Consider the following 14,352-nt stretch of genomic DNA (forward strand, 5'->3'; position numbering starts at 1 on the left):
ACAGCAATTACATTAATAGAAATTATCAAATTCTGAAATGCTCAGAAATTCGTAAATTTGCACCATGATAAAAATTGGCAATATAGAACTGCCGGAATTTCCGCTTTTGCTTGCACCGATGGAAGATGTGAGTGATCCGCCGTTCAGAAGACTTTGCAAAATGCACGGAGCAGATTTAATGTATTCGGAGTTTATCTCTTCAGAAGGGTTAATTCGTGATGCCATCAAGAGCCGTAAAAAGCTTGATATTTTCGATTACGAAAGACCTGTCGGAATTCAGATTTTTGGAGGTGACGAAGAAGCGATGGCAATGTCTGCAAGAATTGTGGAAACGGTAAATCCGGATCTGGTTGATATCAATTTCGGATGTCCTGTAAAAAAAGTGGTCTGTAAAGGAGCAGGAGCAGGAGTTTTGAAGGATATTGATCTGATGGTTCGTCTTACCAAAGCCGTAGTGCGTTCTACAAGCCTTCCTGTAACGGTAAAAACGCGTTTGGGTTGGGACAGTACTTCCATTAATATTGATGAAGTGGCAGAACGTCTTCAGGAAACAGGCATCAAAGCATTAACCATTCACGCGAGAACCCGTGCGCAGATGTACAAAGGGGAAGCTGACTGGGAACATATTTCAAGAATTAAACAAAATCCTAATATAGAAATTCCGATTTTCGGGAACGGTGATATCGATTCTCCTGAAAAAGCGTTGGAGTACAAACAAAAATATGCGTGCGACGGTATTATGATCGGTCGTGCAGCGATTGGTTATCCCTGGATTTTTAACGAAATCAAGCATTTCTTTAAAACCGGAGAACATTTGCCGGCTCCTACAATCGAAGACCGATTACTGGCTGTTCGTCAACATGCAGAATGGAGCGCAGAATGGAAAGGCGAAAGATTAGGACTGGTGGAAATGAGACAGCATTACAGCAATTATTTCCGTGGAGTTCCTCATTTTAAAGATTTCAGAAAGAAATTTTTAGAAGTGTTTACTTTAGCAGAAATGGATGCGCTGATTAAAGAAACGCAGGAGTTTTATACTGAATATTTAGCGCAACAGGCATAAAAAAATAAACCATCAATAGTAAGTTGATGGTTTTTTATTTTCACTGTTAGTTTTTTTCCTTTTCCTTAGTATCCTTCCGAAGCTGATTGATTTTTAATTAACGCCAATGCAGATGAAGTTCCTATTCTTTTTACACCAAGACTGATCATTTTTTCGGCATCTTCCGGAGTTCTTACTCCTCCTGCTGCTTTTACAGGAAGTTTTCCGGCGTTTTCCAGCATGATTTTAATTCCTTCAAAGGTTGCTCCGTTGGGTTTTCCTCCTTCTGTCTCATAGAAACCTGTGGAAGACTTTACGAAAATTTTGGATAAATCGTTTTCAGAAAAGTTTTCTTCTGCCCAACCGGAAATGTTTTTGGTAAGATCAGCAATTTGCCCATCGTTTAAAGCGGCAATTTCGATGATCCATTTTGCAATTTTATGATGTTCCAGACAAAGCTTTGTACATTGTACAAACTCCTCTTTTACGAGTTCAAGATCACCTTTCAGATAAGCACTGTAATTGATCACAAAATCCAGTTCATCTGCTCCGTCAGCAATTGCTTTTTCAGCCTCTGCAAGTTTTTCGTCTACAGAATAGGTTCCTTCATGAAACCCGATCACCGTTCCTACCACAACATCTGCATTCTTTTCCTGAATATACTTTTTAATTTCAGATACATAATCCGGACGGATCATTACGGCAAAAATACCATGATCTATCGCTTCCTGCGTGAGTTCTATATCTTTCTGTAAAGTTTCTTCTTGTGACAGCCCCGACTGTGCAGGTGTTTTCAAATATGTTGAATCCAGATATTGTGCAATATTCATAATTTATTATACTTTCAGTTGTCTGTAAATACCCTGTTCCAAAGATATGAAAGTTTCTGTTCTTATCACCCCTTTTAGTTGCTGAAGCTTACTCAGAATCTGCATAAGATGGTCGTTATCTTTACAAAGAACTTTCAGGAAAATGGTATAATTCCCTGTTGTGTAATGTGCTTCCACCACCTCATTAATATCCTTAAGCGATTTTACCATGTCCGGATAATGGCTTGGCTGATCCAGAAATACCCCGATGTAGGAAATCACTTTATACCCTATCTTTTTAGGATTAAGAAAGGAAATAGAATTTTCGATTACTCCCGCCTGTTCCAGTTTTTTAATTCTCTGGTGAACTGCCGTTGTGGAGATGCCTACATTCTTAGAAATATGAGCTAAAGAGGATTTGGCATTATCCATCAACATATAGATAATTTCCTTATCGATTGAATCTAACTGATAACTCGTGTTGTTTGAATTTTTCATTCTTTCTACTTTATTTATGTTTTTTACGTCTGTTACAAATTCCTGAATTTTATAAAAACCGGAAAATGATCGCTGTAGCCTCCCAGATACCTCGTTCCTGCGTAGGTTCTGTAGGGTCTGCCTGCAAATTTTCTGTCACGGCTGCTGAGTTTTTCAGAATTAAATATTTTTGCCTCCTGAAATTTCAGACCACGGTCATCATTAAAGAAAGACTTCGATAAAATGATCTGGTCATACAGCAATCCCGATTTATAATGAAAAGTAGAATAATTTCTCGTGGAAAACAGACGCTGGAAAGGATTTTCCAATACTTTTATTCCTGCATCATCAAAAAGAATTTTTACTAAATTTTCATCATCTGGGTTTTCATTAAAATCACCGCACAGCAATACGTTTTCTTTATCATTATGTACAAGCTTCAGAATTCTTTCCCGAATTTCAGAAAGGATAAAGTCTCTTTTGGGCTTATTAACATCTTTTTCGCGTTTAGAGGGAAGATGCGCGATAAAAACATTAATAATTTCGTCTTTATATCTTACTTTCGAGTAAAGAATATCTCTTGTTGTATCGTAATTTCCTGTGCTTCTGTTTATAATTTCAAAGAAGAAGGTAATGGTTTCTGAATCTATTACTTCCACTTTGTTTTTATCATATAATAAGGCTACATCTACCCTTCTTTCGTCCATAGAATTGTAGTGTACAATTCCATATTGCGAATTGAAAGGTTCCATCTCCACAAGATCCTCCAGAACTTTCCTTCCGGAAACTTCAGAAAGGCCGATCATAAAAGGCAGAACACCATTCTCCTCCTTCATCAGTCTGAAAACATGTGCAATTTTGGAAAGCTTATTCCGGTATCTTCCTTCATCCCAATTTCTGAGTCCTGATATCGTAGGATCTAATTTATGCTTTGGTTTCGGATCCGGTAAAAATAGATTTTCAACGTTGTAAAAACTAAACAGCTCCATTACCACACTTTTCTGATTTCAAACAATTCCTTTTTTTAAATTGATTATGTAAATTTATTATTTTATTTAATATATCGTCAATAATTTTAACAAATTTCGATAATTAATTTTATCACTCAAATATAGATAATTAAAAGAATATTTTAAATCAAATAGATAAATTTAATTAAAAATATTATGCATTATACAATATTTACCTTTAAGCCCAAATAAAATCAGTTTTTTAAATTTAGATTTTTGTTAGAAAAAATTCTATGAACAGTTAGGTAATAGGAATTTTTTCAACCATTTTTACAACAACAGCTATGATTTGCTATTGTCAAAATTTCAATAAAATTTGCCGATTATTTACAACTCTGATTGTTTTTATCTATTTTAAAGCAAGTCCGGACGCTTTTCTGTGGTTATCCTTACAGCTTCATCATGCCTCCATTCTTCAATTTTGGCAAAATTTCCGCTCAGCAAGACTTTAGGAACTTCTAAACCTTTGTAGACTTCCGGTCTTGTATAGATCGGAGGAGATAAAAGATCGTCCTGAAAACTGTCCGTTAAAGCACTTTGCTCGTCATTCAGAACACCCGGAAGCAGACGGATTACAGAGTCTGCAAGAACGCAGGCTGCCAATTCTCCGCCGGTAAGAACATAATCTCCGATCGAAATTTCTCTGGTAATATGCAGATCTCTCACACGCTGGTCGATTCCTTTATAATGACCACATAGGAAAATGAGATTATTTTTAATAGAAAGTGTATTCGCAATTTTCTGGTTTAACGTAACTCCATCCGGTGTAAGATAAATCACCTCATCATACTCTCTCTGGGATTTTAATTCTGAAATGCAGTTATCCAGCGGTTCTACCATCATCACCATTCCTGCACCGCCCCCGTAAGGTTCATCATCAATCTGCTTTTTTTTGTTGATTCCCCAATCTCTCAAATGATGGAAATGCACTTCTGCCAAACCTTTATCAATCGCTCTTCTTAAAATAGAAGTTTTAAACGGACTTTCCATCAGTTCCGGAAGTACGCTTATTATATCAATTCTCATTGTACTGTTTCGTTTTTCTTATTTGGCAAAATTATCAATCTTAAAGAAGAATCTTTATTAAAATAGCTCCACATCCAGTTAAAGAACACGGCAAGCTTGTTTCTTACACTTAAAATAAGCATTAAATGTAAAAACATCCAGAAATACCACGCCAGAAATCCCTGAAATTTAACAAATGGTAAATCTACGACCGCTCTGTGTTTTCCGATGGTTGCCAGAGAACCTTTATCGTCGTACTCATACTCCACCCATTCACCTGCATTCTTCTTTAAGAGATTCCTTCCCAAATTTTTTGCCTGATTAATTGCTACGTTTGCCACCTGCGGATGACCCTGCGGATATTTCGGAGTTTCCATATACGCAATATCTCCGATTGCAAAGACATTATCGTAGCCTTTTATTTTATTGTATCGGTCTGTAATGTATCTGTTTTTTATTAATTTTTCGGCAGGAAAACCATCTACAACGTTTCCTGTAACTCCGGCTGCCCAGATTACATTATTGGAAGGAATGGTTTTTCCGCTTTTCATATACACTTTATCGCCATCGTAATCCGTAACGTATTCCTGACTTAAAAATGTAACGCCTAAATCTTTTAAATATTCTTCAGATTTCTGCTGTGCTTCAGGACTCATTACCGCCAAAGGCTTTTCTGTAGAACTTACCAGAATAATTTTCAGGTGATCGAAATTCATATAAGGATAATCGCGCGGCAGAATTTCTTTTTTCATTTCAGAGAAAGCTCCGGCTAATTCTACTCCGGTCGGTCCGCTTCCTACGATTACGATATTCCAGTTTCCGTCGTCGCTTCGGCTCTTTTCTAGAATCAGCTTTTCGAAAGTCATTAAAACATGATTCCGGATACTGATTGCTTCCTGAGTATTTTTCATTCCGAAAGCTTTTCCTGCAAGATCATTATTGCCAAAAAAATTGGTTTTACATCCTGTTGCGATGATGAGTTTATCGTAGGTAAATTCCGCTTCGTCGGTGATGACTTTATTATTTGCGGTATCGATTTCCTTAACCTCCGTTAAACGAAACTGGGTATTTCTGGAACGCTGAAAAATTTTTCTGAAAGGAAAAGAAATATTGGAAGGTTCTATCCTTCCGCATGCGACCTGATAGAAAAGCGGCTGAAACATATGATGGTTTACCCGATCCAGAACAATAACCTTTTTGTTCTTGTTATTCAACGTTTTCGCAAGCTGCAGCCCCGCAAAACCTCCTCCAATGATGATGATCTTTTCGCGTGTTTCCATAGTACACAAATTTACTGATTTTATTTAGCATTTAGAAGTGAAAAAAGTTAGTTTTGTAAATCTTTATTCACAAACGATGTACAGCAAAAAAACCGCCAAAAAGATCCATCAGAACCGTCGGAAAAAATATCTTTTCCGCAGAAAAATTGTGTTGGGAATTTTAATTATTGCTCTTATCGGAACAGGATTGTATTTAAGGCAGTCCATAAGCTATTATTACGCTTTATATTTCAATAAATTTACTCACAGAAAGCTTCACAACAGTGAAACAGAAACGCTGAGAATTCAAAAAATCCTGTCCAATAATTTAGATAAAACTTATGGGTTTGATATTTCGCATTATCAGAATAAAGAAGACATCAAATGGGACAGCCTTACTATCGGAAACAAAACCATTCCGCTGGAATTTGTAGTGATGCGTGCAACGATGGGAAACCGAAATGCCGATAAACATTTTTCTGATTTCTGGGAACAGGCAAAAAAACAGAATTTAATCCGCGGAGCCTATCATTTTTACAGAGCAGATGAAGACCCTGTCATTCAAGCGAATAATTTTCTGGAAAATGTAAAGCTCGAAAGCGGTGATCTTCCACCGATTTTGGATATTGAAAAAATCCCGAAACGCAAAACAAATAAAAAAATGGTTGAAGACCTTAAAGTGTGGTGCAAAATTGTAGAGGAAACTTACGGCGAAAAACCCATTATTTATACGTATTATCATTATTACAAAGATTTCCTGAAGGGCGAATTTGATGATTATCCGCTCTGGCTAGCTAATTACAATGATGTTCCGGCTCCGTCACCCGATGCAGAGTGGGATTTCTGGCAGTTTACAGAAAACGGAATCGTGCACGGAATTAATACAAAAGTAGATCTGGATATTTACAACGGAAGTTCGTGGTCTTTGAAGAGGCTGACTTTGGATTGATTTTTTTCCGGTGATTTTGCAAATTTTAAACATCTGAAACTTTGGCTGAAGCCAATCGAAAAACCTTATATTGTTAACGGGCTGAAGCCCGTTTCTATTGATGAAAATATCAAACTAAAACCTGTGTGAATTCTGTACAAAACTATTTAAACGGCTTTCTTTGAATCCATTCTATTTTGGGAGAAATAGAAGGAAAAATAGTTTTCAGGAAAGGATTAATCATGAAATTATTATGCTTAATTAAACCAAAAATTTCAGTCGGCTCTGCTCCGATGGTTGATTTGATCTCTAAAGCTGTTCTTCCGAAAATAATTCTTTCAAAACGATGATGAATTCCAAATTCCACCATATCAAGAAGCATATTGAGATAGATCTGCTTTTGTTTCTGACAGTCTTTTTCGTAGCCTAAAAAGTAGGTATCAATATCTTTGTTATTGAGGATCATGGTATAAAAACCAATCAGTTTTTCATTCGAAAAATATCCGAAAAGTCTGAAATTACCTCCAAGATTTTCTTTCATGCTTTCAAAATGATTTTCTCTGAGAAAAAAGGTATTGAAAGGGGCATTTTCTGCCACATTCTGATAAAGAACATTCATTTCAGACTGATATTTTCTGATCATGTCTAATTGGAGTTCTTTTTTAATGATTCCTTCCAGTTTCTTTTTGGCAGTTTTGGCTCTTGCCCTGTATTTCTTCGAAAAATCGTTGATATAATCATCAAAATTATTCCAGTTTTCTCTTATCCGAAGAATCATGTTCGGCTGAACGGAAAATCTGAAATATTTCCGATGCTTTTCTCCTTCAAAGTATTTCACAAAATTCGACTGGTAATCTTTATATATAATTAAGGATGTTTTTCTTATTTCCTTCTGCATTTTATAAACGGCTTCTTCCAGAAGCGGAATCACTTCTTCGGAAGTAATTTTTGAAGCATCAAAATAAAATCCGTTCTGTCCTGTAAGCATATTATTTCCCAAAATCATCACATCTCTACTGAACTTTTTTGCAACAAAGTTCCTGATGCTGCAGAATATTGCATTGTTCTGAAAGGTCTTATGCTGCAGAAAACTGAGATACTGAAACAAAACGCCGCCAATCAGTTCATTTTCTTTGAAAAAACCGACAAAGAAGCATTCCATGTTTTGCGGTCTGGAATTTTCTAATGCACGAAAATATTCTCCGGAAAGCAGAATATTGTGATTTCCGATCACAACATTCCAGTCTTCCGGCAAATCGGCAACTGACTGAAAAATTCTTAAAGTATATGACATAAAAAAGGCTACGCAAAAGTAGCCTTAACTTTTTAAAACATTACATTTATTTTTGTGTTGCCCAGTGAAAACCGTCCGGAGCATACCAACCGCAGATAATTCCGCCCATAATGGTAATGCAGACCGTCCAAAAAGCAGCGTTAATTAATGTATATTTCCACGATTTTCTTTCGAACATTGCATTGATGGCAATCATGGGAAGCACGAATAAAAATCCCGTCATGGAAGAATGCAGTGCGCCGTGACCAAAGGATCTGTAAGCCATTCCGTAGTCTTTCATGAAGGCATGATAAGACGGATTGGCGTTCATTTCATCTCCGCCGACCATTCCGAGCGCGCCAAACTGATGAATCGTTACAAATTGTAAGAACAAAGCCATTAAAGCTGATAACATGATGGAAAAAATAAAAACTCCGATCATGGAACCCTTCATTTTCTCTTCGGTTAAACCGACTTCTTTCATCCATGCTTTTCCGAAAACTTTAGGATGATACCAGATAAATCCCATTATTATAGGGACAAGTGCGGCTGCAAAAACAGCCCAGTAGTTGATTTGCATCATAGTTTTAATTTTAATAATGTTAGGAATATAAATCTACATCAAAAATCCATTAAATAATACATTAAATTTAATAAATATTTAATTTTAACTAAAATATTATAATTAAATAAAACCAAAAGCAAATACAATTCAATACATAAGACAATTCATTATTGTTTTAATATTGAAAAAAACGCGTGTAAGGCTTCGGGATTGTATTTCTGCTTTTTCTGATACATTTTCGTACTTTTGCGGCTCAGTTTAAGTTTCAAAATCTAACCATCAAACTATAATGAATTACGTTTCTGCCGAAAATCTTACCAAATCCTACGGAATAAAAGTTTTATTTGAAAATATTACTTTTCATGTAAACGAAGGAGATAAAATTGCCATTGTTGCCAAAAACGGAAGCGGAAAATCCACCCTTCTGAAAATCCTGATGGGAAAAGAAATTGCAGACAGCGGAACGGTAATCATCAATAAAGACATTCAGGTAGTTCTGTTTGATCAGGAAATAGATTTTGACCCGACCATTACGATTGATGAGTTTATGATGACTCTGGATTCGGCTCCGATTATGGCTCTGAAAAATTATCATCAGTCTCTGCATTCCACAGACAATGATTTTATTGAAAAAGCTCTTCTTGAAATGGAAGCGCATAAAGCGTGGGATCTGGAAAACGAAATGAAACAGATTCTTTCGCAGCTAAAAATCACCGATCTGGAAGCTAAAATGGGAACACTTTCCGGTGGACAGATCAAACGTGTTGCTTTGGCAAAATTGTTAACAGAAACAAGAGCTGAACACCGCCATACTTTATTAATTATGGATGAGCCGACCAACCACCTCGACGTTGAAATGGTGGAATGGCTGGAAAGTTATCTGAGTAAGACAAAAATTACTTTATTACTGGTAACGCACGACCGGTATTTCCTCGACAGTGTATGCGATACGATCTGGGAAATGGAAGATAAGAATCTTTACGTTCATAACGGTTCTTACGCCACATATCTTGAAAATAAGATGATTCGCGAGGACAACACGAATGCTACGATTGATAAAGCCAACAACCTTTACCGAAAGGAACTGGAATGGATGAGAAGGCAGCCGAAAGCAAGAACTACAAAATCCAAATCCAGAATTGATGCATTTTATGAAACAGAAAAAGTAGCCAAAACAGACACAAGAAAACAAGGTTTAGAGCTTGATTTTGAAATGAAAAGGCTTGGAAATAAAATTCTTGAGCTTAAAAATATTGACAAAAGTTTTGGAAGTAAATTGTTGCTGAAAGATTTCAGCTATTCTTTCCAGAGAGGTGAAAAAGTAGGAATTGTAGGGAAAAACGGAGCGGGAAAATCTACTTTATTAAATATTATTCAGGGGTTTGAAAAAGCGGATAAAGGAGAGATTGAAACCGGAGAAACCATCCATTTCGGATATTTCTCGCAAAAGGGTCTTACTTATAAAGAAGATGAAAGAGTAATTGACTTCATTAAAGAAGTTGCTGAATTTTATCCTTTAGCCAACGGAAAAAGTCTTTCTGCCTCCCAGTTTTTAAGATTGTTTTTATTTGACGATCAGACGCAGTACTCTCCTATTTCCAAACTTTCGGGTGGTGAAAAAAGAAGACTTCATCTGATGTATATTTTATACCAGAATCCGAACTTTTTAATTTTTGATGAGCCTACGAATGATCTGGATCTTCCGACTTTAACGGTTCTTGAAAACTTTTTACAGCAGTTTCAGGGTTCATTAATCATTGTGTCGCACGACAGGTATTTTATGGACAGAATCGTAGATCATATTCTTGCTTTTGAAGGAGAAGGGAAAATTCGTGATTTTACAGGTAATTTCTCAGAATACCGCGAAGCGAAAAGCAAGGAGGATGCTTTGGAAAAGTCTGTTTCCGTAAAATCTGAGCCTGTAAAAGAAACAGTTCCTGCTGCGAACAATACAAATACTAAGAAGAAAAGACTTTCATTTAAAGAACAGCGTGAACTCGAAACCATCGAGAAGGAAATGCCGGAATTAGAGGAAAAAAGAGCGAAAATATTAGACCAGCTTAACAATGAAGCGGATTACGAGAAAATATCCAAACTTTCTGCCGATCTGGAATCTATCTCTGAAACTTTGGAAAACCATGAAATGAGATGGCTTGAACTTCAGGAGATTTTGGGTGAAGCGTAGTTGAGTTTGAGGGTGTGAGAGTTTGAGTGTATTAGGGTGAGAAAGTCTGAGAGTTTTAGAGTATGGAGCGTTATATTTTAATTGATATTAAATTTTCTTACTCTAAAAAATCTTGCTTTAAGATTCATAACTCTAAACTGCAATAAAACTCCCAAACCCTAAAACTCTCAGACTCTAAAACTCTCACACCCTACAACTCCAAGACTCTACAAGTAAATCACTTTCTCCTGTTTGGAACTTTCCGCAGCCGCATCGATGATTTTCATATTTTTGATGATTTCTTCCGCAGGTGAAGGCAATGCGTATCCGAAAACGATAAATTCATAAATCTGCTGATAGTAATTCATGTAATTTCCCGGTTCGCTTGAAGTGAGAATTCTTTCAGTTTCTTTATTTTCATTTAGATAATTCAGAATCCCATCGGTTTCTGTTAAAGGCTTTGTCCATTCTTCGCCATATTCCGGAACAGCTCCTGCAACGAGTTCATTTTCCTGATTATCGGTTCTTTCCTGCAAAAAGCTTCCTTTTTCTCCGTGAACGGCATAAGCAAAATGCGCTTCTTTGGTGAATACTGAAGATTTCAGCCTTACTCTTAAATCATTTGGATAAAACAAAATAATTTCAAAATAATCGTTGGCAAATTCTTTTCCTTTCATGGAAAAAACATCGGCAAACAGTTTTTCGGGAAAACCAAAATACTGAACTGCCTGATCCACCAGATGCGATCCTAAATCATGCAGAGAACCCGAACCTACAGCTTCAGGATTTTCTTTATGTGCTTTTCCACTCGGCTCAGTTCTGAACCTATCGAAACGGATTTCCACCTCCTTGATATTTCCGAGTTTTCCTTCGTTGATGATTTTCTGCACCTGAAGATAATCGCGGTCGAACCTTCTGTTCTGATAAACGCTTACAAATAATTTTTTCTCTTCCGCAAGTTTTGCCAGTTCTTCTGCTTCTGCAACATTTACGGTGAAAGGTTTTTCAACCACTACATTTTTCCCTGCTTCCAGTGCCTTTTTTGCATAGTCAAAATGTGTCTGTACCGGAGTATTCACAACCACAAGTTCGATATCGGCATTTTCCAGCATTTCTTCTACGGAACGGTAAATTTGTGCTTCAGGATATTTTTCTTTAGATTCTTCTTTATTTCTTTCCACGATCGCGGAAATAAAAAATCCCGGATGTTCTTTCAAAAACGGGGCATGAAAAACTTTTCCGCTCATTCCGAACGCACAAAGTCCGACTTTTACTAACTGCATAGATTTATTTTTTAACAAAGATATTTAATCTAAAGTTCTCATCCCTACTAAAATAAGGGAAAACACAATTTCTAAATTAAAGATTAATGATAAAAATCAGTTTATAATTTTTATTAATTCTAAATAATAATATACATTTGCACTTTATTTAAAACCACTCTAAATAACAATAGACTATCATGAAAAAGCAGCTAGCCACAATAGGATTAGTATTCGCAGCCCTTTCTTTGGACGCGCAGATGAAATACGTTGAAGCTGATACCATTAGAATCCAGACTATTGAAGACGTTAATCTTCATAAAACCGGAAATCCCAACAAGGCAAGACCATTATCTACCAAGTCTAATCTTACGATGATGGAAACTCCTCAGCCGATTGCCATCGTTACTCACGAAATTATAGAGCAGCAACAGGCAAAACAACTGAGTGATGTTCTGCAGAACGTTAACGGAATCTATGTAACTTCTTCCAGAGGAAATTCTCAGGACAGTTTCGGAGGACGTGGTTTCATTCTGGGAAATGATAATATTTTCAAGAACGGTTCCAGAGTTAACAGCGGAGTTTTTCCTGAAGTAAGCGGATTGGAAAGAGTGGAAGTTCTTAAAGGTGCGAATGCAATGCTGTACGGAAATACGGCTGCAGGTGGTGTTATTAATATGATTACTAAAAAGCCTAAATTCAACTTTGGCGGAAGCGTGGGAATGAATGCGGGAAGTTGGAATTCTTATAAACCGACAGTAGATCTTTATGGTCCGCTTTCAAAAAATATTGCTTTCCGTGTGAACGGAGCGTATGAATATGCAGAAAGTTTCAGAGATGTGGTACAATCTGAAAAGTATTATTTCAATCCTTCGTTTTTATTTAATTTAAGCGACAGATCACAGATCATCGTTGAGGCAGATTATCTTAAAAATGATTTTACTCCGGATTTCGGAATTGGTTCCATCACGCAGCGTGACGGATATACTTACCAGATGAATAATCTTCTTCCGAGAAATGCTTTTTTAGGAACAGACTGGCAATATCAGAATATAGAGCAGGTTACTACCAATGTTACCTTCAATCATCAGTTCAATGAAAGATGGTCTTTAAATGCTACTGCTTCTTATCAGAATTATACAAGGGATTATTTTTCTACGGAAAGAGTTCAGTGGGGATATGAAAAATCTACAGACAGGCTTTTCTGGAAACGTCCTTTGAACAGAACATACAACGAACAGAACTATACTTCTGCACAGATTAATTTAAATGGTGAATTCAATACAGGAAAAATAAGCCACAAAGTGTTATTCGGAGCGGATGCCGATTATGGAGTTGCAGATGCTTATACTTACTATAATCCGACCAACAGACTGGCTTACGGAAACAGCTATCTGTATGGAACTAACGGAAACAGCAATGGTCTTCTTTATCTGGACAATCCTGATTCGTGGGCAAGCGGAAGTATTCCGGCTGCGGAAATGTTGGAGAAAAACAGAATTAATACAAGAAGAATCGGAGTGTATGCTCAGGATTTCATCAGTCTTACGAAAGAATTCAAAGTTATTGCAGGGTTGCGTTGGTCTTACATTGAAAATATGCCTACGATCAACACAAAATTTAAAACGGTTACAAGCGGTTTGGTGAATCTGAATTCTACCACAGGAAAATCACTGGTTAATAATTCATCGTCATCCGATCAGGCAATATCTCCGAAATTAGGTTTTGTTTATATGCCAAACGATAATTTTTCAGCATTTGCAACCTATACAAACTCTTTTGTTGCCAACGTAGGAAGATTAAGAGACGGAGAGGCTTTAACGCCTACGAATATCGATCAGTATGAAGTGGGTGCCAAAAAGAATTTCTGGAACAATGCTTTGGCAGTTAATCTAACTGTTTACCAGATTCTGTACAGAAATTATTATCAGAATGCATTAGATGATAAAGGCAACCAGATAGATCCTGCAGGGCTTACCAAAGATTTTGCTGGAAAAATGAGAAGCCGTGGTGTTGAACTTGATATCACAGGAAATCCAACAGAAAACTTATCCATTATCGGAGGTTTTTCTTATAACAATTCTGTGTATTTAGATACTCCGGAAGCTTTTGGATATGTAGAAAACCAAAGATTGGTAAGAACTCCTGCAACAACAGCAAATGCATCGGTATTCTATAAATTCACAAAATTGGTTCCGGGCTTAAAAGTAGGAGCCGGAGTATATTATATCGGAGACAGACTTGCCGGATGGAATGATACCAAAACAGGAGCCAACAGTTTGCAGCAGAGAAATGGGGTAAGCAGAATTTTCGAATTAAAAGATTATACTACAGTTTCTTTATCAGCAGGATATGACTGGAAGAAATTCTCGATTCAGGGGAAAGTCGGAAACCTGTTTGATGTAGAGAATTACACCGTTCACGAAAATTATTCCGTGAACCCGATTACGCCGAGAAACTATTATGTTACATTAACGTATAAGCTGTAAAAAAGAATCACAATAATTTCTTCATGTAAAGTGGGAATTGCAATTTTGCAGTTTCCACTTTTGAAATTT

The 14,352-nt window shown here is 36.6% G+C and carries 12 protein-coding genes; 4 read left to right on the forward strand and 8 right to left on the reverse strand.

From position 1 onward, the window contains the following. Positions 1 to 64 precede the first annotated feature (64 nt). Positions 65 to 1,063 carry a tRNA dihydrouridine synthase DusB gene (gene dusB, locus DD829_RS17190; RefSeq protein ID WP_076390857.1) on the forward strand — a complete coding sequence of 333 codons (999 nt, stop codon included), beginning with the start codon at positions 65 to 67 and terminating at the stop codon, positions 1,061 to 1,063. Positions 1,064 to 1,128: 65 nt separating this feature from the next. On the opposite strand, the gene deoC is transcribed toward dusB, so the two are convergent. The 5 genes from deoC to DD829_RS17215 form a co-directional block, all read right to left on the reverse strand. Then, positions 1,129 to 1,872 carry a deoxyribose-phosphate aldolase gene (gene deoC / locus DD829_RS17195; protein WP_410493821.1) on the reverse strand — a complete coding sequence of 248 codons (744 nt, stop codon included), beginning with the start codon at positions 1,870 to 1,872 and terminating at the stop codon, positions 1,129 to 1,131. A gap of 6 nt (positions 1,873 to 1,878) precedes the next feature. Then, a complete protein-coding gene (locus DD829_RS17200; RefSeq protein WP_076390855.1) occupies positions 1,879 to 2,349 on the reverse strand; it encodes an Lrp/AsnC ligand binding domain-containing protein in 471 nt (156 codons plus the stop codon). Positions 2,350 to 2,381: 32 nt separating this feature from the next. After that, complete coding sequence (locus DD829_RS17205) at positions 2,382 to 3,317, reverse strand: endonuclease (protein ID WP_116547974.1); 936 nt, start codon at positions 3,315 to 3,317, stop codon at positions 2,382 to 2,384. Between the two features lie 375 nt (positions 3,318 to 3,692). Beyond that, positions 3,693 to 4,364 (reverse strand): tRNA (guanosine(37)-N1)-methyltransferase TrmD, encoded by a 672-nt coding sequence (trmD, locus tag DD829_RS17210; RefSeq protein WP_076390853.1) that lies wholly within the window; start codon positions 4,362 to 4,364, stop codon positions 3,693 to 3,695. After that, complete coding sequence (locus tag DD829_RS17215) at positions 4,361 to 5,623, reverse strand: NAD(P)/FAD-dependent oxidoreductase (RefSeq protein ID WP_108409850.1); 1,263 nt, start codon at positions 5,621 to 5,623, stop codon at positions 4,361 to 4,363. The genes trmD and DD829_RS17215 overlap by 4 nt, the downstream gene beginning before the upstream one ends. Before the next feature lie 76 nt (positions 5,624 to 5,699). Here DD829_RS17215 and DD829_RS17220 point away from each other — a divergent pair, with 76 nt between their 5' ends. Beyond that, positions 5,700 to 6,551: a glycoside hydrolase family 25 protein gene (locus DD829_RS17220; protein WP_108409849.1), complete on the forward strand. Its 852-nt coding sequence runs from the start codon at positions 5,700 to 5,702 to the stop codon at positions 6,549 to 6,551. A gap of 142 nt (positions 6,552 to 6,693) precedes the next feature. On the opposite strand, the gene DD829_RS17225 is transcribed toward DD829_RS17220, so the two are convergent. After that, a complete protein-coding gene (locus DD829_RS17225; protein WP_108409848.1) occupies positions 6,694 to 7,824 on the reverse strand; it encodes an 8-amino-7-oxononanoate synthase in 1,131 nt (376 codons plus the stop codon). A 46-nt stretch (positions 7,825 to 7,870) separates the two neighbouring features. Continuing rightward, the gene (locus DD829_RS17230) at positions 7,871 to 8,386 is read right to left on the reverse strand and encodes a DUF1761 domain-containing protein (RefSeq protein ID WP_317047698.1); all 516 of its coding nucleotides are present in this window, start codon (positions 8,384 to 8,386) and stop codon (positions 7,871 to 7,873) included. Positions 8,387 to 8,657: 271 nt separating this feature from the next. Here DD829_RS17230 and DD829_RS17235 point away from each other — a divergent pair, with 271 nt between their 5' ends. Continuing rightward, positions 8,658 to 10,553 carry an ABC-F family ATP-binding cassette domain-containing protein gene (locus tag DD829_RS17235; RefSeq protein WP_108409847.1) on the forward strand — a complete coding sequence of 632 codons (1,896 nt, stop codon included), beginning with the start codon at positions 8,658 to 8,660 and terminating at the stop codon, positions 10,551 to 10,553. 206 nt (positions 10,554 to 10,759) lie between these two features. Here DD829_RS17235 and DD829_RS17240 read toward each other — a convergent pair whose 3' ends face one another. Next, positions 10,760 to 11,815, reverse strand: a complete 1,056-nt coding sequence (locus tag DD829_RS17240; RefSeq protein WP_108409846.1) for a Gfo/Idh/MocA family oxidoreductase — start codon at positions 11,813 to 11,815, stop codon at positions 10,760 to 10,762. Positions 11,816 to 11,994: 179 nt separating this feature from the next. On the opposite strand from DD829_RS17240, the gene DD829_RS17245 reads away from it, so the two are divergent. Beyond that, complete coding sequence (locus DD829_RS17245; protein ID WP_108409845.1) at positions 11,995 to 14,283, forward strand: TonB-dependent siderophore receptor; 2,289 nt, start codon at positions 11,995 to 11,997, stop codon at positions 14,281 to 14,283. The last annotated feature ends 69 nt before the right edge of the window (positions 14,284 to 14,352 follow it).

Source organism: Chryseobacterium sp. HMWF035, from assembly GCF_003094695.1.
GTDB classification, from domain to species: domain Bacteria; phylum Bacteroidota; class Bacteroidia; order Flavobacteriales; family Weeksellaceae; genus Chryseobacterium; species Chryseobacterium gambrini.